General features: G+C 55.7%; 17 protein-coding genes. 8 read left to right on the top strand and 9 right to left on the bottom strand.

Going from position 1 to position 16,699, the window contains the following annotated elements:
- Positions 1 to 23: 23 nt before the first annotated feature.
- The 4 genes from rhmD to AL479_RS01405 form a co-directional block, all read right to left on the bottom strand.
- Positions 24 to 1,229, bottom strand: a complete 1,206-nt coding sequence (gene rhmD, locus AL479_RS01390; protein ID WP_046401879.1) for an L-rhamnonate dehydratase — start codon at positions 1,227 to 1,229, stop codon at positions 24 to 26.
- A 14-nt stretch (positions 1,230 to 1,243) separates the two neighbouring features.
- Positions 1,244 to 2,026, bottom strand: a complete 783-nt coding sequence (locus AL479_RS01395; RefSeq protein ID WP_043000045.1) for an IclR family transcriptional regulator — start codon at positions 2,024 to 2,026, stop codon at positions 1,244 to 1,246.
- Between the two features lie 212 nt (positions 2,027 to 2,238).
- The gene (locus tag AL479_RS01400; RefSeq protein ID WP_061074783.1) at positions 2,239 to 3,435 is read right to left on the bottom strand and encodes a nicotinamide mononucleotide deamidase-related protein YfaY; all 1,197 of its coding nucleotides are present in this window, start codon (positions 3,433 to 3,435) and stop codon (positions 2,239 to 2,241) included.
- Between the two features lie 114 nt (positions 3,436 to 3,549).
- Complete coding sequence (locus tag AL479_RS01405; protein WP_061074784.1) at positions 3,550 to 4,092, bottom strand: YfaZ family outer membrane protein; 543 nt, start codon at positions 4,090 to 4,092, stop codon at positions 3,550 to 3,552.
- Between the two features lie 311 nt (positions 4,093 to 4,403).
- Here AL479_RS01405 and nudI point away from each other — a divergent pair, with 311 nt between their 5' ends.
- Positions 4,404 to 4,829, top strand: coding sequence for a nucleoside triphosphatase NudI (gene nudI, locus AL479_RS01410; protein WP_061074785.1), 426 nt, complete (start codon positions 4,404 to 4,406; stop codon positions 4,827 to 4,829).
- Positions 4,830 to 4,877: 48 nt separating this feature from the next.
- Here nudI and AL479_RS01415 read toward each other — a convergent pair whose 3' ends face one another.
- Positions 4,878 to 5,414: a lipopolysaccharide core heptose(II)-phosphate phosphatase gene (locus tag AL479_RS01415; protein WP_236847480.1), complete on the bottom strand. Its 537-nt coding sequence runs from the start codon at positions 5,412 to 5,414 to the stop codon at positions 4,878 to 4,880.
- Between the two features lie 349 nt (positions 5,415 to 5,763).
- Between AL479_RS01415 and arnB the strand changes: the two genes are divergently transcribed.
- The 7 genes from arnB to arnF are packed head-to-tail and all read left to right on the top strand — an operon-like array spanning position 5,764 to position 13,137.
- On the top strand, positions 5,764 to 6,903 hold the full coding sequence (gene arnB / locus AL479_RS01420) for a UDP-4-amino-4-deoxy-L-arabinose aminotransferase (RefSeq protein ID WP_061074787.1): 1,140 nt from the start codon (positions 5,764 to 5,766) through the stop codon (positions 6,901 to 6,903).
- A gap of 2 nt (positions 6,904 to 6,905) precedes the next feature.
- The gene (arnC, locus tag AL479_RS01425; protein ID WP_061074788.1) at positions 6,906 to 7,889 is read left to right on the top strand and encodes an undecaprenyl-phosphate 4-deoxy-4-formamido-L-arabinose transferase; all 984 of its coding nucleotides are present in this window, start codon (positions 6,906 to 6,908) and stop codon (positions 7,887 to 7,889) included.
- Positions 7,886 to 9,868 (top strand): bifunctional UDP-4-amino-4-deoxy-L-arabinose formyltransferase/UDP-glucuronic acid oxidase ArnA, encoded by a 1,983-nt coding sequence (gene arnA, locus AL479_RS01430; RefSeq protein ID WP_061074789.1) that lies wholly within the window; start codon positions 7,886 to 7,888, stop codon positions 9,866 to 9,868. Before arnC ends, arnA begins: the two co-directional genes overlap by 4 nt.
- Complete coding sequence (arnD, locus tag AL479_RS01435; RefSeq protein WP_061074790.1) at positions 9,865 to 10,767, top strand: 4-deoxy-4-formamido-L-arabinose-phosphoundecaprenol deformylase; 903 nt, start codon at positions 9,865 to 9,867, stop codon at positions 10,765 to 10,767. The genes arnA and arnD overlap by 4 nt, the downstream gene beginning before the upstream one ends.
- Positions 10,764 to 12,419, top strand: a complete 1,656-nt coding sequence (gene arnT, locus AL479_RS01440) for a lipid IV(A) 4-amino-4-deoxy-L-arabinosyltransferase (RefSeq protein WP_061074791.1) — start codon at positions 10,764 to 10,766, stop codon at positions 12,417 to 12,419. Before arnD ends, arnT begins: the two co-directional genes overlap by 4 nt.
- The gene (gene arnE, locus AL479_RS01445; RefSeq protein WP_061074792.1) at positions 12,416 to 12,751 is read left to right on the top strand and encodes a 4-amino-4-deoxy-L-arabinose-phosphoundecaprenol flippase subunit ArnE; all 336 of its coding nucleotides are present in this window, start codon (positions 12,416 to 12,418) and stop codon (positions 12,749 to 12,751) included. Before arnT ends, arnE begins: the two co-directional genes overlap by 4 nt.
- Positions 12,751 to 13,137: a 4-amino-4-deoxy-L-arabinose-phosphoundecaprenol flippase subunit ArnF gene (arnF, locus tag AL479_RS01450; RefSeq protein WP_061074793.1), complete on the top strand. Its 387-nt coding sequence runs from the start codon at positions 12,751 to 12,753 to the stop codon at positions 13,135 to 13,137. Before arnE ends, arnF begins: the two co-directional genes overlap by 1 nt.
- A 3-nt stretch (positions 13,138 to 13,140) precedes the next feature.
- Here the strand turns inward: arnF and pmrD are convergent, their stop codons facing one another.
- The 4 genes from pmrD to menB form a co-directional block, all read right to left on the bottom strand.
- A complete protein-coding gene (pmrD, locus tag AL479_RS01455) occupies positions 13,141 to 13,392 on the bottom strand; it encodes a signal transduction protein PmrD (protein ID WP_404979084.1) in 252 nt (83 codons plus the stop codon).
- 110 nt (positions 13,393 to 13,502) lie between these two features.
- The gene (gene menE, locus AL479_RS01460; RefSeq protein WP_061074795.1) at positions 13,503 to 14,873 is read right to left on the bottom strand and encodes an o-succinylbenzoate--CoA ligase; all 1,371 of its coding nucleotides are present in this window, start codon (positions 14,871 to 14,873) and stop codon (positions 13,503 to 13,505) included.
- Positions 14,870 to 15,832, bottom strand: coding sequence for an o-succinylbenzoate synthase (menC, locus tag AL479_RS01465; protein WP_061074796.1), 963 nt, complete (start codon positions 15,830 to 15,832; stop codon positions 14,870 to 14,872). The genes menE and menC overlap by 4 nt, the downstream gene beginning before the upstream one ends.
- Positions 15,832 to 16,689 (bottom strand): 1,4-dihydroxy-2-naphthoyl-CoA synthase, encoded by an 858-nt coding sequence (gene menB / locus AL479_RS01470; RefSeq protein ID WP_044258523.1) that lies wholly within the window; start codon positions 16,687 to 16,689, stop codon positions 15,832 to 15,834. The genes menC and menB overlap by 1 nt, the downstream gene beginning before the upstream one ends.
- Positions 16,690 to 16,699: the final 10 nt, after the last annotated feature.

Genomic DNA, 16,699 nt, shown 5'->3' on the forward strand with positions numbered 1-16,699 from the left:
TCGCTGCGGCAACGCACGGGTCATTAGTGGCTATAAGGCCGTTTCAGATTGCAGTCGCGGTTCAACTCGACGCCGAATCCTGGTTTATCCAGCACGGACTTATGAATGCGGCCCTGCACCGGTACCGGTTCATCAAGCAGAATCGGGTCAAACTGCGGACGCATGGTTGAGCAGTCCGGGCTGGTCATCAGGAACTCACTGAACGGCGTGTTGGTGAAGGTAATCACCGCATGATGGGAGTAGACCGACGAACCGTGCGGCACGACCAGTTGTCCGCGCGATTTCGCAATTGCAGCAATCTCGACCAGCGTGGTCAGGCCGCCGCACCAGCCGACATCCGGCTGCATGATATCGATGCCGGTTTCCGCCAGCGTACGGAAGGACTGCAGCGTGCCGTGGTGTTCACCGCTGGTGACCATCATCCCTGCCGGCGCATTGCGTTTCAGTTCGCGATAGCCTTCATACTGCTGCGGCGGTAAACACTCTTCGATCCACTTCAGGTTAGATGGCGCGCAGGCATGAGCCAGCTTCGTGGCGTAATTCACGTCCTGACTCATCCAGCAGTCCAGCATCAACCAGAAATCCGGGCCGCACTTCTCACGCATCTCCGCCACCATCGCGGCATCTTTGCGGATCCCCGCATCGCCATCGTGTGGCCCCCAGTGCGTCGGCATTTTGCCGCCAATGAAGCCCATCTCTTTTGCCAGATCCGGTCGGGCGCCGGTGGCATAGAACTGAATTTCATCGCGCACCGCGCCGCCCAACAGTTTGTAGACCGGCAGGCCGACTACCTTGCCAAACAGATCCCACAGCGCCAAATCGACGCAGGAGATGGTGTTCATCACCAGACCGCCAGAGCCTGAGTAATACATGGTCGCACCGAGCATCTGATCGTGAATGAGTTTGATATCGCTGACGCATTTCCCTTCGATAAAGCGATTGAGGTGTTTTTCAACGATAAAGCACCCCATCTCCCCTGCCGTGGAGACCGCAAAACCCGTCTGTCCGTTTTCGGCTTCGACTTCGACAATCAGCGTACCCAGCACGTTAATCCCAAAGGATTGGCGTGACTGCTCGTACTCACGATATTTACTCATCGGCGTGGCGATATGATCGTCAATCCAGTGATTCGCTCCCTGGTCATGATAATCACCGCCGCCAGCACCTTTTTCTGCTGTAGCGCCACCGGTAAACCAGGCGCGGACATGTTTAATTTTGGGTAGGGTCATGATGTTCTCCATTATTATGATGCGAGTGAATCGAAGGGACTTTTCCATCCCAACAGACGTGAAATATCTTTCGCGCAGGCAATGGCTTTGCCGGCAAGATAATCACGATTCTCTTCGTTGATTTCTAAGCGAGTGCCAACCACCGAAATGGCGGCGGCGGGTTCGTTATTGGCATTAAATACAGGGGCAGCAACACAGCGTACATCCGGATAATCCTCTCCGTTATCGAAGCTCCAGCCGCGCTGGCGGATGCGTTCCAGTTCATCGCTAAGTTGCTGAGGTTGGGTGATCGTGGTGGGGGTCGCCTGCTCCCACACCAGTTGTTCAATAATGGCGTTGCGCACGGCGGCGGGTTGCCAGGCCAACAGGCATTTACCAATACCAGAGCGATATAACGAAAGGCTTTTCCCTTCATGGGAGCGCACGCTGATGGTCGAAGACGATTCCACCTTCAGGATGTAATACGCGCTTTCATGGTCAATGATCCCCAGATGGCAGAGCAACCCCGTTTCATCCATCAGTTGCGTCAGGCGCGGGCGCGCCAGCTCACGCAGATCCATTTTGCTGAGCGCATGGCCGGAAAGTTCCACCAGCTTGGTCCACAGACAAAAGTTCTCCTGGTGATCGACACTGATAAACCGCTGACGCTTCAGTTCGCTCAACAGCAGGTACGCCGTGCTTTTGGGAATACCCAGCGTTTCGATAATCGTGGCGGCGCTACAGGGGCCAATCCGCGCAATCAGATTAAGAATATCGATGGCGCGGGTGAGCGCCGGGACTTTGCTTGATTCCAACATACTGGACTCCAGTCTGAGATACTGGAATCAGTGTGGTCGGTCGAGCCAGGTAAATTTGTGAAGCGCGTCATGTCGCGCCTTTCTTCCAGCAGAATGGAGAAATTACGTGCAGAAGTGTGAGATGACGCACGGATTTTTTCGCGGGGAGTACAATGGGTTGGACAAAAAAAGAATCCGCCCGAAAAACTCAGCGCTTTCGGGCGATGTCAAGACTACAGCGTCAGGGATTCAACCACGTCAATCCAGCCGTGTTCGCTGGCAATATCCTGCTCGTTGAACCAGCGACGCAGCATGTTAAGCGCCATCATCGCACAGACCTCCTGACGGACCAGCAGACTGTGACGGGTCACGCTGAAATGCACGCGCAGGGCAAACGTCCCGTCCGGGGTCGCCAGCGCAAAGTTCAGGTGATCGTTTTCCAGCCCGGAGATCGCCAGCGCCAGCCCGGCGTAATGGTTATCGCGCCGTTCTGTCGTCCAGTGCGCGGTCTGCGCCAGCGTCTCTTCCTGCGAAGGCACCACTTCACTGGCCAGCAGCGGCGCACCCACGCGGGAGAGCTGCAATGCCACCAGCCCGCCGGTGAACTGTTCGCTCAGCGTCAGGCTGAGCTGCCTTTTCTGCAACTCGCGGGCGATTTGTAACGGAAGTCCCTCGGTACCTTCAAAAATCAGGCTTTGACCGGCAACGCGTTTGACCTCCTGCCACAGACTGCGCATCGCTTCGCGCTGGACATACGGTCCAGTCAATTTCAGCTCGATAATCGGCATCGAAGAACGGTAACCCAGCGTCACCCCTTCCGGTAATGAAAGCGAGTCGAGGCTTTGCGCCAGATCGCTTTCCGAACGACCAAAGGTGGTCAGACGCAGACACAGCGGCGGCTCGGAGAGAGAGAAACGCTCGCGCAGACGCGGCAGGATCTCATGTTCTACCATTACCTTAAATTCTGACGGTACGCCCGGCGTAAAGAACATCAGGCAACGATTAAGCTGCACGGCAAAACCACAGGCGGTACCGACGGGATTATTGATGAATTCAGCGCTGGCGGGCAGTTCCGCCTGTTTGCGGTTGCTGGGCGCCATCACTCTGCCGCGCTCGCGGAAAAATCGTTCCATCTCGGCAAGCCAGGCTTCGTGCAGAACTAGCCCTTCCCCTTTCGCCGTCGCCGCAGCAAGCGCGCTGAGATCGTCGCTGGTCGGCCCCAGCCCACCATTGACGATCAGTACGTCAGCATGCTGACTCCGCTCGCGCAAAATGGCGACCAGGCAGTCGAGGTTATCGCCCACCGTATTACGGCGGGTTAAAGGCAATCCCTGATTAAAGAAAAAATCGGCCAGCCAGGCAGCATTCGTGTCGACGATTTGCCCGTGCAACACTTCATCCCCGGTGGATAACATCTCCACGTTTAACATCGTGTTCTCCTGCTTTTATGATGAAAACACTATAACGCAAAGGGGGAAGTGACGGGGTAGAGAAATATCCGGAAGGAAACAAAAGTGGCGCGGCAGAAGACCGCGCCACCAAAATTAGAAGCTGGCGTTAACCCCAACATACGGGCCGTCCGCAATGGCGTTATCGCGATTGCCATCTTTACCCGCCAGGTTCAGGTAGCGATAACCCGCTTCGATGCTAAGCGGACGCATGATCGTCAGACGTGCACCGGCATTCGCCTCTTCATAGCTCTGGATCCCGCTGGATAACGAGTCCGGAGAGTAGTAGTACTCGCCGAACAGGCGGATGCTGTCGCCTATTGGCCACTGTAATCCACCGCCAACCGCGGCAGCATAGCCTTCATCACTGTCGTTCGGGTTGGTATAGACCCCTTTGCCGCCCACCGTCGCCATCAGTGGACCGAGCGGAAGATTCAGCCCCAGTCCCAGACCCGCGACGTCGCCATCGTCATCGCTATGCATCCAGTTGCCGCTCAGCGCCAGGCCCGTAGACTCAGTGCCAAAGCCGACGCCAACGTTGGTATATTCTTTACCCGCCTGACCGCTGATGCTCATTGCACTCGCAGAGGCAGAAACGAACAGCATTCCAGCTATTCCAAATAATACGCTTTTTTTCATTTTTACCCTTTCCAGCAAGCAAATACGTAAAGTTCCCCAAAACCGCAGGATTGTACTGCCAGTGTTAAAGGAATCAATGAGCTAAAAAAGCGATCGTGCGGCATTTTGTAACTAAATAATACCGTTCAGGGGCGAGAAGAGTATTGTTAACCTTCCCTACCGTTCGGAAAAACGCCCGGATACTATTTCTTATTCATAACAATCCATTGCAGTACATTTCTCATATGAATAGAAAATAAACATTTTCTCTGCTGTTGCCAGGGGATAAACTTTTCCGTGCTCATCATCCCTCCGCTTCAAGGAACATTACCGTGCGTCAAAGGACTATTGTTTGCCCCTTAATACAGAATGCTGGAAGTTATCTCCTGTGCCAGATGGCCGACGACCGGGGCGTTTTCCCGGGCCAATGGGCGCTGTCTGGCGGTGGCGTCGAGCCCGGGGAACGTATTGAAGAGGCCCTGCGCCGTGAGATTCGCGAAGAACTGGGCACTGCGTTGGTTCTGACTGATATCAAACCCTGGACCTTCAGCGACGATATCCGTACCAAAACCTACCCCGATGGCCGTCAGGAAGAGATCTATATGATTTACCTGATTTTCGACTGCATCGCCGCCAATCGTGAGGTGCATATCAATGACGAGTTTCAGGCGTTTGCCTGGGTCAAACCGGAAGATTTAGTGAAATACGATCTGAACGTTGCGACGGTGAAAACCTTAACACTGAAAGGGTTATTGTAATATCCGATGACAGCCGGTACGGCTGTCATTCTTTATTCATAATAGGGATTAGAGTGACACCAGTTTACCGTCAAGGAATAATTTCCCTTTATCGACATGCATCACCAGACCGTCCAGATAATCCGGGGTCAATTTTACACCCCGCATATTTTTTGCCAGATAGGTCAGACAATGATTGTGAGTAAAAATTACCACATCTTTATTTTCCGACTTATTGGCTAAGCGCTCAATGGCCTGATAAGTACCCCGGCCGCAGGCATGCATGCCTTTATCCACCGTCAGTTTTTTATCCGCAGAAAACCAGGTCGCTGACTGAATGGTACGCACCGTATCGCTGGCATACAGATCGTAGTCTTTTATCTCTTTACCAAACGCGGCGCCCAACGCACGGGCTTGCTTCGCGCCATGCTCGGTAATGCCGGTTTTATCCGACAGGCAGGTATTGTCTGACCTGTCGCAGCGCTCAGCATGACGAAACAACACCACCACCGGATGCTGTTTTGCCAGTACCGCCAGGGTACGGGAATCGATTCGCGGCAGTCCGTTACTACTCCAGGCGAAATGGCTACCCAGCCCCACCATCATCACCAGCGCCGATAACAAAATAACCGTATATTTTTTGTATTTAATGAAATATTGGGACACGATAAACACATTAAACTCCACCCGTTACCGGCGAACAGAAATATAACTTTGCGACGTACTGCTTAATCAAAGGCATGATCATTTATGTGGGCAAAATGCCCGAAAACCACGACCAATGCAAATGCAACACGAGGGAAAAAGGATATATTTCCATAACGTTAAGTTCTTAAGGTTAAATTAATATTCAGCCCCTACTATTTGGCTCTAACTGGATAATCCTCATTTAGCCTCCTGTTTATAACTCAATAAATAAGAGGATCGCAGTATCCAAATGGCTAAAGGAAATATAATGTCTGATTTTCTGCCTTTCTCTCGCCCGGCGGTAGGTACGGAAGAACTTGCCGCAATCAAAGCGGTTCTTGATTCCGGATGGATTACGACCGGCCCGAAAAATCAGCAACTGGAAGAGGCCTTCTGCCAGCTGACGGGAAACCACCACGCCATTGCCGTCAGCTCCGCCACGGCGGGCATGCATATCGCCCTCATGGCGCTGGGAATCGGTGCCGGTGATGAAGTCATCACCCCGTCAATGACCTGGGTTTCCACCCTGAACATGATTGTGCTACTGGGAGCCACTCCGGTGATGGTGGATGTCGACCGCGACACGCTGATGGTCACCGCTGAACACATTGAAGCCGCCATTACCCCGCGCACGAAAGCTATTATTCCCGTCCATTACGCTGGCGCGCCGGCCGATCTGGATGCCATTTACGCCCTTGCGGAACGTCACGGCATTGCGGTTATCGAAGATGCTGCCCACGCGGTCGGGACTTATTATCAGGGCCGTCACGTCGGCGCACGGGGCACCGCAATTTTCTCCTTTCACGCCATCAAGAATGTCACCTGCGCAGAGGGAGGACTCATTGTCACCGACGACGAGCAACTCGCCCGGGAGTTGCGTAAGCTGAAATTCCACGGACTCGGCGTGGATGCCTACGATCGCCAGACCTGGGGGCGCACGCCTCAGGCAGAGGTGCTGACGCCAGGTTATAAATACAATCTGACCGATATTAACGCGGCGATGGCGCTGGTTCAGTTAGACAAGCTAGAGACACTAAACCGTCGCCGGGCTGCCATCGCCCAGGCGTACCAGCAGGCACTGGCCGATCTCCCGTTTCAACCGCTGAGCCTGCCGTCATGGCCCCACGTTCATGCCTGGCATCTGTTTATTATTCGTACCGACGAAGAGCGCTGTGGCATCAGTCGCGACGCGCTGATGGAGGCGCTCAAAAACCAGGGGATCGGGACCGGTTTGCATTTTCGCGCGGCACACACGCAGAAATATTACCGCGAGCGCTTTAACACCCTGTCGCTCCCCAATACCGAATGGAACAGCGCACGTATCTGCTCGCTGCCGCGGTTTCCTGATATGACCCCGGCGGATACCGCCCGTGTCATCACCGCGCTTCGCCAGATTGCAGGAAAATAACCATGTTTGAAGCCCTTCCGATTACGAAAGTGTCGGTGGTGATCCCTGTCTACAACGAACAGGAAAGCCTGCCGGAACTGCTCAGGCGAACCACTGCGGCCTGCGAGAGTCTGGGAAAAGACTATGAAATCCTGTTGATTGATGACGGTAGCAGCGACCACTCCGCCCAGTTGTTGATCAACGCATCAGAAGCCGAAGGCAGCCACATCGTTTCGATTTTACTGAATCGCAACTATGGGCAGCATTCCGCCATCATGGCGGGGTTCAGTCACGTCACCGGCGACCTGATCATTACGCTCGATGCCGATCTGCAAAACCCGCCGGAAGAGATCCCGCGTCTGGTGGCAAAAGCCGATGAAGGGTATGACGTCGTTGGCACCGTGCGCCAGAATCGTCAGGACAGTCTGTTCCGTAAGACCGCCTCGAAGATGATCAACCATCTGATTCAACGCACCACGGGCAAAGCGATGGGCGACTACGGCTGCATGCTTCGCGCCTATCGCCGTCACATTATTGATGCCATGCTGCATTGTCACGAACGCAGCACATTTATCCCGATTCTGGCGAATATTTTTGCCCGCCGCGCCACGGAGATCCCCGTTCATCACGCGGAACGTGAATTTGGTGATTCCAAATACAGCTTTATGCGGCTGATTAACCTGATGTACGACCTGGTGACCTGCCTGACGACGACGCCTCTGCGCATGCTGAGCCTGCTCGGCAGCGTCATTGCCGTTACCGGATTTACCCTGTCGATACTCCTCGTCATTCTCCGCCTGACGCTGGGGCCACAATGGGCGGCAGAAGGGGTATTCATGCTGTTTGCCGTTCTGTTTACTTTTATCGGCGCACAGTTCATCGGCATGGGATTACTCGGCGAATATATCGGTCGAATTTACAACGATGTCCGTGCCCGCCCCCGCTATTTCGTCCAGCAAGTTATTCGTCCGGAAAGCCCGCACTCTACACAGGAAAATCAACAATGAAAGCCGTTGTCTTCGCGTATCACGATATGGGGTGTCTGGGCGTACAGGCCGTGCTCGACGCCGGTTATGACATTGCCGCCATTTTTACACATGCGGATAACCCAGGAGAAAACGCATTTTTTGGCTCCGTTTCTCGCCTGGCCGCTGATGCGGGGATCCCGGTCTACGCCCCTGATGACGTCAACCACCCCATCTGGGCCGAGCGTATCAGTCAACTCGCTCCCGACGTTATTTTCTCTTTCTATTACCGTCATCTGCTCAGCGATGCGATTCTGGAACTGGCCCCGGCTGGCGCATTCAACCTGCACGGTTCACTCCTGCCGAAGTATCGCGGTCGCGCCCCGCTGAACTGGGTGTTGGTGAATGGCGAAAGTGAAACCGGCGTGACGCTGCACCGCATGGTCAAACGCGCCGATGCAGGCGCCATTATCGAGCAACAGCGTGTCGCTATTTCGCCTGACGATACGGCCCTTACGCTACATCATAAGCTTTGCCAGACCGCCCGACGGGTGCTGGAACAGGCATTGCCCGCGATCAAACGCAGAGAGACCCACGACGTTGCGCAGAACGAGAGCGACGCAACGTACTTTGGTCGTCGCACGCCTGAAGACAGTTTCCTGACATGGAACCGACCAGCAACGACGCTGCACAACATGGTGCGGGCGGTCGCAGCCCCCTGGCCGGGCGCGTTCAGCTATTCCGGCACGCAAAAATTCACCATCTGGTCATCCCGCGTCCACCCGCAGACCCAGACCGCGCAACCGGGTACCGTGATTTCCGTCGCCCCCCTGCTGATCGCTTGTGCCGAAGGCGCGCTGGAGGTCGTGACCGGACAGGCGGGTAACGGCATCACCATGCAGGGGGCACAGTTAGCGCAGGTTCTTGGCCTGGTTGCGGGTTCTCGTTTAAACAGTCAGTCGCTGGCAACCAGTAAGCGCCGTACCCGTGTGCTGATCCTCGGCGTGAATGGCTTTATTGGCAACCATCTTACCGAACGCCTGTTGCGCGAAGACCACTACGAAATCTATGGTCTGGATATCGGCAGCGATGCGATTGGTCGCTTCCTCAACCATCCGCGTTTTCATTTTGTGGAAGGCGACATCAGCATTCACTCTGAATGGATCGAATATCACGTTAAGAAATGCGACGTGGTGCTGCCGCTGGTGGCCATTGCCACGCCTATTGAATATACCCGCAACCCACTGCGCGTCTTTGAACTGGATTTTGAAGAAAACCTGAAAATCATTCGCTACTGTGTGAAATACCGTAAACGGATCATTTTCCCATCGACTTCTGAAGTGTACGGGATGTGTACCGACAAAGTGTTTGATGAAGACAGCTCGAATCTGATTGTCGGGCCGGTCAATAAACCCCGCTGGATTTACTCGGTGTCCAAACAGCTTCTCGACCGCGTCATTTGGGCCTATGGTGAAAAAGAAGGGCTTCGCTTTACCCTCTTCCGCCCGTTCAACTGGATGGGGCCGCGACTCGACAGCCTGAATTCCGCGCGAATTGGCAGCTCACGCGCCATTACGCAGTTGATCCTTAACCTGGTGGAAGGCTCGCCAATTAAGCTGATTGAAGGCGGAAAACAAAAACGCTGCTTTACGGATATCCGCGACGGTATCGAAGCGCTGTACCGGATCATTGAAAATGCGGGCGGCCGCTGTGACGGTGAAATCATCAACATCGGCAACCCAGAAAACGAAGCCAGCATCAAGGAACTGGCGGAAATGCTGCTGGAGAGTTTCGACAAACATCCACTGCGCAATCATTTTCCACCGTTTGCCGGGTTACGGGTGGTTGAGAGCAGCAGCTATTATGGCAAAGGCTATCAGGATGTGGAGCACCGTAAGCCCAACATTCGTAATGCAAAACGTTGCCTGGACTGGGAGCCTACCATTGATATGCGCGAAACGGTTGACGAGACGCTGGATTTCTTCCTGCGCAGTGTAGATCTCACGGAACATTCATCATGACAAAAGTCGGCTTGCGTATTGATGTCGATACCTTCCGTGGCACCCGCGAAGGCGTGCCGCGCCTGTTAGCGTCATTGAGCCGATACCACATTCAGGCAAGTTTTTTCTTTAGCGTTGGACCAGACAACATGGGGCGCCATCTCTGGCGCCTGATTAAACCGCAGTTTCTGTGGAAGATGCTGCGCTCAAACGCCGCGTCTCTTTACGGCTGGGATATTCTGCTGGCCGGTACTGCCTGGCCGGGAAAAGAAATCGGCCGCGCAAACGCAGAGATTATCCGTGAAGCGGCACGCCAGCATGAAACAGGGCTGCACGCCTGGGATCACCACGCCTGGCAGTCCCGGAGTCCTCAGTGGAGCGAACAGCAGCTCATCGCTGATATTTCACACGGGATAACCGCCCTGGAGGCGATCACCGGCCAGCCTGTGACCTGTTCAGCCGTCGCGGGCTGGCGTGCCGACCAGCGTGTGGTGCTCGCCAAAGAGACATTTTCTCTGCGTTACAACAGCGACTGCCGCGGCTGGGCGCCGTTCCGTCCGGTTCTCGGGGCTGATGCGTTCGCTACGCCACAAATTCCGGTTACGCTGCCCACGTGGGATGAAGCGGTGGGTCGCGACGTTCAGGCGGAGGATTTCAACGACTGGATCCTCTCCCGAATACAGCGGGATACCGGTACGCCGGTGTATACCATTCATGCCGAAGTCGAAGGCGGTGCCTGGCACAGCCAGTTTGAGGAACTGCTCCAGCGTGCGGCTGATGCGGGTATCACCTTCTGCCCGCTTGGCGATCTACTGCCTAACGATCGCAACACCTTGCCGCCGGGAGAGATTATTCGCGGTAACCTCGCGGGAAGAGAAGGATGGTTAGGCTGCCAGCAAGCAATGAGTGTCATACGATGAAAAACACCCGTTATTATCAGATACTGGCCGCGCTAATCGCGTTCTGGTACATCATCCCCATTAACCTGCGCCTGCTGTGGCAACCTGACGAGACGCGCTATGCCGAGATCAGTCGTGAAATGCTGGCCTCCGGCGACTGGCTTGTTCCTCATTTTCTTGGCGTCCGTTACTTTGAAAAACCGATTGCCGGATACTGGATCAACAGCATCGGGCAGTGGTTGTTTGGTGCGAACAATTTCGGCGTTCGCGCTGGGGCGATTTTTGCGACGCTGGTCACCGCCGCGCTGGTAGGATGGCTTGCCATGCGCATATGGCGCGATATGCGTACTGCCCTGCTGTCGGCCATCATTTTCTTGTCGTTGTTTATTGTCTACGGGATTGGCACTTACGCGGTGCTCGATCCGCTGATTGCGCTCTGGCTCATGGCGGGACTGTGCTGCTTCTGGCAGGCGATGCAGGCCACCACCTGGCAAGGAAAAAGCGTAGGATTCTTGCTGCTGGGCGTCACCTGCGGGATGGGGGTCATGACCAAGGGCTTTCTGGCGCTTGCGGTACCGGTGCTCAGCGTTCTGCCGTGGGTCGCCGCGCAGAAACGCTGGAAAGATCTATTCCTCTACGGCGGATTAGCGGTCATTAGCTGTGTCGTCGTCATTCTGCCGTGGGGGCTGGCTATCGCCCAACGCGAACCCGATTTCTGGCACTACTTTTTCTGGGTCGAACATATCCAGCGTTTCGCGATGGATGACGCCCAGCACAAAGCGCCGTTCTGGTACTATCTGCCGGTACTGATCGCCGGAAGCCTGCCGTGGCTTGCGCTGCTTCCGGGTGCCTTAAAGACCGGCTGGCAGGAGCGCGATGAATCGCGCAGCGCGCTCTATCTGCTCGGTTGGATCGTAATGCCGCTGGTGTTTTTTAGCATCGCGAAAGGCAAATTACCGACCTACATTCTGTCCTGTTTCGCCCCGCTCGCCATACTGATGGCGAGATATGGATTGAACGCAGCGGAAAAGGGCTTTGCTGCGCTGCGCATCAACGGCTGGATCAATATTCTGTTCGGCGTCATCGGGATCATCGCCACACTGGTTGTCTCGCCGTGGGGACCGCTGAAATCGCCGGTCTGGATGCACATTGAGGTGTATAAGGTCTTCTGTTCGCTGGGCATTTTTACCCTGTGGGCCCTTTTCGGCTGGTATACGCTGACTAACACCGAAAAGAGCTGGATTTATGCCGCGTTGTGTCCCGCGGCGCTGGCGCTGTTGTTTGGCTTTTCCGTTCCCGATCGGGTAATGGAATCTAAACAGCCACAGTTTTTTGTCGAGATGACCCGGGAAAACCTGGCGCCAAGCCGCTACATTCTTACCGACAGCGTAGGCGTCGCCGCCGGTCTGGCCTGGAGTCTGAACCGGGATGACATTTTAATGTATGGGCAAACCGGCGAGCTGAAATATGGCCTTAACTATCCCGATGCCAAAGGCCGGTTTATTCGCTATGCCGATTTTGCGGACTGGCTCAACCAGCATCGTCAGGAGGGGATTATTACGCTCGTGCTCACCATCGCGAAGGATGAAGACATCAACCGCCTTGCCATTCCGCCTGCCGATAAGATTGATAATCAGGGACGTCTGGTGCTGATTCAGTATCGTCCCAAATGATCTGGCTGGTATTAGTGATGGCCAGCCTGCTCAGCGTCGCGGGGCAGTTATGCCAGAAGCAGGCTACGCTCCGCGTGCCGACAAGCGCGCGGAGACGCCATGTTACCCTGTGGCTGGGACTGGCGCTCGCCTGCCTCGGCCTGGCGATGATCCTGTGGTTACTGGTATTGCAGAACATTCCCGTGGGTATCGCTTACCCGATGCTCAGTCTGAACTTTGTTTGGGTCACACTGCTGGCATGGAAAATCTGGCGTGAACCGGTGGCGCTTCGTCATTGGTTGGGCATCGTCTTGATCATCAGCGGTATTTTTATTCTGGGGAGCGTGACGTAATGGGATTACTGTGGGGACTGTGCAGCGTGATCATCACGTCCGTCGCGCAACTGGGTCTGGGCTTTGCAATGGAAAACCTGCCGCCGATGGAGCAATGGCAAACCTTTATCCCGGCGTTGTTCACCATCCGCACCGGTACTCTCGCGCTTTTTGCTGGCTTAGTGGGCTATCTGCTGTCGGTTTTCTGCTGGCATAACGCGCTGCATCATCTTGCGCTGAGCAAGGCGTATGCGTTGCTCAGCCTGAGTTATGTGCTGGTGTGGGTGGCGTCGATGACCTTACCCGGCTGGCAGGGCGCGTTTTCCCTGAAAGCGTTGTTGGGTGTTTTGTGCATTATGGCCGGACTGATGTTCATTTTTCTGCCAGCCCGGCGGAAAACCCACTGACGATTATTTGTTACCCAGCAGGTTCTTCAGACGCTCCCACTCATCGCAGGTATAGCTCCTGGCATCTAGAATCTTCACCGTCCGCCCGCTGTCACGGTTAACGGAATACAGCGCATCCTTCTGTGGGGAAAGGATATCACCGGCATTCACAACAATGTCAGACTGGACTTCAGCGATCATTTTTAGTGAACCACCGGCATCACTCAGCACTAATGCATGCTTCCCTGACGTTTTGTCATAGCATGACTTCTTCACCTGCCACTCCATTGCATACCTTTACTTATCGGGAACTTTTACATTACGTTACACAGTAGCAGATAAACAAAGTGGCAATAGGCATCAATTGGTAAAACCGCGAGGTGAAATCAATGTTCTCGTAGTGTTTCATTTACCCAATCAACAACGGCTCGCCGGGAAATCTTGATCCCTCCATTTTTCAGTTCCGCTGGCAGAGAAAGCCAATGTACCGGCTGCTGGAAACGCGCCAGTTTGTCTTTCACCCAGTCACTGAGCTCGCGTTGTGCAACATCGGCGTCATATTCAACCACCGCCACGGGACGATGACCAAATTCGGCATCTTCAACCGGGACGATAAACGCCTGCAGCACGTGAGGATGAGCAACAATAACCCGTTCCACCTCTTCCGGCTGAATCCCCTCTCCACCGCTAAAAAAGAGATTATCCAGACGCCCGGCGATGGTCAGTTTTCCGTCATGCAGCACGCCGCGATCGCGTGTGGCAAACCAGCCTTCATCATTGACCAGTGGAACCAGTTTACCGTTTCGCCAGTAGCCTTCCGCCATACTGGCCGCCCGCAGCCAGACTTCACCATTCACGATTCTGACTTCTCGTCCCGGTAAGGGCATACCAACATCAGCCAGACCGTCCGCCTCTTTTGCGCACACCGTCGAAGCAAATTCCGTCAGGCCATAACCGCACCAGCAGCGAATGCCTTGCGCGCGCGCCTGCCCGGTTAACGCCACCGGAATCGCCGCGCCCCCCAGCAAGACCACTTTCAGCGCCACCGGTGTCTGGTTCACCAGCAGTCGCCAGAGTTGCGTCGGCACCAGCGAAGCATGGGTGCATCCGGCCAGCATCTGTTCCAGCGGCTGTTTATCCCGCACGGTCATCCGCGCACCGGCCACTAACCAGCGCCACAGAATCCCCTGTCCGGAAACATGAAACAGCGGCAGAGAGAGCAACCAGTCGTCGTCTTTTGCCAGCGGCATCAGCGACAGTACGCCTTCAGCACTGGCGAGATGCGCCTGACAGGTATGAACGGCCGCTTTCGGCAGGCCGGTCGAACCGGAGGTCAGAGTCATGGAACACAGACGCTGAGGCTGCCAGTCGACGGCATGCTGCCCATTCGCGTCCTGGCAGTCCAGCGAGACCAGAAAGGGAAAAGGGTTGTCACCTTCCAGATCCAGCGCAAACTGCAGCGTGAGATCGGGCAACAGTGTCGCCAGCAAGGATTGGGGAAGCTGCGGGTTGACCGGCAGGATCCTTGCCCCACACTGTAACAGCGCCAGCCATGCCAGCACAGTCTGTGGATGATTCCAGGCGCGCAGCATAACGCCGCAGCCTTCGGTAACGCCCTGGGCGGCAAAACCGCTCGCCAGGGCATCAATACGGGTACAGAGCGTGCGCCAGCTTAGCCCCTCATCATTCAGGCGTAAGGCTGGCGCATCTCCCTGAACCTGCCGCCAGTAACGCCACGGCCAGTCAGGAAAGGTCATCGCAGTCGTTCCAGGGAAGCGTCGTCAATCAACGGCAATGAACTGCCCGGCCAACGGCGAATTTGCTGCGCCTGCATCAGACTCAACGTATCCAGTCCCGGAATGGTGTCCGGCGTCAGCCACGCGGCAATGCGCGCCAGCTGCGTCAGGCCCAGGCTCGACTCGATGGACGAACTGATCACCGCCGTCAGCCCCAGCGCATGTGCCGCCTGTACCTGCTCGCGTACTTTCTCCAGCGATCCGGTCAGCGTCGGTTTGATCACCACCGCACGTACGCCCTCTTCCGCCTCAAAGACAAAATCAGCGTCACGCAGACTCTCGTCCCAGGCGATGGCAATACCGGTTTCCCGGGCAAAGGCGCGCGAGTCATCGCGCGTTTTGCACGGTTCTTCGAGGAAGGCGATGCGGTTACGGTAGTCCGGGTTCACGTACTTCGCGAACTGCTGCGCCTTCAACGGCGTCCAGGCGCGGTTGGCATCCAGGCGCAGTCGCAATTCCGGGATCGCTTCCAGCAGCAGGTTGACCACCATGCCGTCGCGCACGGCTTCGTACAATCCGACCTTTACCTTCGCGACTTTTTCGCCGGGCATGTCTGCCAGTTGCAGCACCAGATCGTCCGGATCGCCGGTACACAGCGGTGCCGCCCGATAATCCGCCGCTTCAGGCAACGTTCCGGCGATTTCCGCCAGCGCGCAGCTGACGCCAAAAGCCACGGAAGGCATCGTCGGCAATGCGTCGTCTCCCTGCAGCCAGCCGTCAACCCAGGCCAGCAACGCTGTCTGCGCCTCTTCCTGGGTTTCCTGACTGAAGCCCGGCAGCGGGGAGATCTCTCCCCATCCCTGACGCTCGCCGTCGTGCAGACGAACATACAGCCCGTCACGCGTTTTTAACCGCCTGTCGCGCAGAACCACCCCCGCGTCCATGGGGATCTGCCAGCGGTATACCTGCGCGCTACGCATTACGGATTCCGTTTGAATTTGCTGAAATCAGGCTGACGTTTCTGGTTGAAGGCGTTACGGCCTTCCTGACCTTCTTCCGTCATGTAGAACAGCATGGTGGCGTTACCCGCCAGCTCCTGCAAACCAGCCTGACCGTCACAGTCTGCGTTCAGCGCCGCTTTCAGGCAACGCAGTGCCATCGGGCTGTTTTGCAGCATTTCACGACACCAGCGCACGGTCTCTTTTTCGAGTTCGGCCAGCGGGACAACGGTATTCACCAGGCCCATATCCAGCGCCTGTTTGGCATCGTACTGACGGCACAGGAACCAGATTTCACGCGCTTTCTTCTGCCCAACGATCCGCGCCATGTAAGACGCGCCCCAGCCGCCGTCAAAGGAGCCGACTTTCGGGCCGGTCTGACCGAAGATGGCATTTTCCGCCGCAATCGTCAGGTCGCACATCATATGCAGCACGTGGCCGCCGCCGATAGAATAACCGGCCACCATCGCCACGACCGGCTTCGGACAGGTACGGATCTGGCGCTGGAAGTCCAGCACGTTCAGGTGATGCACGCCGGAGTCATCCTGATAGCCGCCGTAGTCGCCGCGAACCTTCTGGTCGCCGCCAGCGCAGAAGGCTTTGTCGCCTGCGCCAGTCAGAATAATCACGCCCACGTTATCGTCGTAACGGGCGTCTGCCATCGCCTGAATCATCTCTTTGACGGTCAGAGGACGGAATGCGTTGCGCACCTGCGGACGATTAATGGTGATTTTTGCAATACCGTCGGTCGATTTCTCATAGCGAATGTCAGTGTAGCCTTCGGAGCAATCGTGCCATTCTACCGGTGCGTAAAGCATTGTTTCATCAGGATAGATCATAGTGTGTCCT

Source organism: Citrobacter amalonaticus (genome assembly GCF_001559075.2).
GTDB lineage: Bacteria > Pseudomonadota > Gammaproteobacteria > Enterobacterales > Enterobacteriaceae > Citrobacter_A > Citrobacter_A amalonaticus_F.

Bases quoted from the DNA above. Each gene is read 5' to 3' on its own strand.
- arnC (WP_061074788.1), top strand. From the start codon at position 6,906: ATGTTTGAAGCCCTTCCGATTACGAAAGTGTCGGTGGTGATCCCTGTC.
- arnA (WP_061074789.1), top strand. From the start codon at position 7,886: ATGAAAGCCGTTGTCTTCGCGTATCACGATATGGGGTGTCTGGGCGTA.
- arnF (WP_061074793.1), top strand. From the start codon at position 12,751: ATGGGATTACTGTGGGGACTGTGCAGCGTGATCATCACGTCCGTCGCG.
- AL479_RS01415 (WP_236847480.1), bottom strand. From the start codon at position 5,414: ATGATGGTGGGGCTGGGTAGCCATTTCGCCTGGAGTAGTAACGGACTG.
- menC (WP_061074796.1), bottom strand. From the start codon at position 15,832: ATGCGTAGCGCGCAGGTATACCGCTGGCAGATCCCCATGGACGCGGGG.
- arnB (WP_061074787.1), top strand. From the start codon at position 5,764: ATGTCTGATTTTCTGCCTTTCTCTCGCCCGGCGGTAGGTACGGAAGAA.
- arnT (WP_061074791.1), top strand. From the start codon at position 10,764: ATGAAAAACACCCGTTATTATCAGATACTGGCCGCGCTAATCGCGTTC.
- arnD (WP_061074790.1), top strand. From the start codon at position 9,865: ATGACAAAAGTCGGCTTGCGTATTGATGTCGATACCTTCCGTGGCACC.
- AL479_RS01400 (WP_061074783.1), bottom strand. From the start codon at position 3,435: ATGTTAAACGTGGAGATGTTATCCACCGGGGATGAAGTGTTGCACGGG.
- arnE (WP_061074792.1), top strand. From the start codon at position 12,416: ATGATCTGGCTGGTATTAGTGATGGCCAGCCTGCTCAGCGTCGCGGGG.
- AL479_RS01395 (WP_043000045.1), bottom strand. From the start codon at position 2,026: ATGTTGGAATCAAGCAAAGTCCCGGCGCTCACCCGCGCCATCGATATT.
- menE (WP_061074795.1), bottom strand. From the start codon at position 14,873: ATGACCTTTCCTGACTGGCCGTGGCGTTACTGGCGGCAGGTTCAGGGA.
- AL479_RS01405 (WP_061074784.1), bottom strand. From the start codon at position 4,092: ATGAAAAAAAGCGTATTATTTGGAATAGCTGGAATGCTGTTCGTTTCT.
- menB (WP_044258523.1), bottom strand. From the start codon at position 16,689: ATGATCTATCCTGATGAAACAATGCTTTACGCACCGGTAGAATGGCAC.
- rhmD (WP_046401879.1), bottom strand. From the start codon at position 1,229: ATGACCCTACCCAAAATTAAACATGTCCGCGCCTGGTTTACCGGTGGC.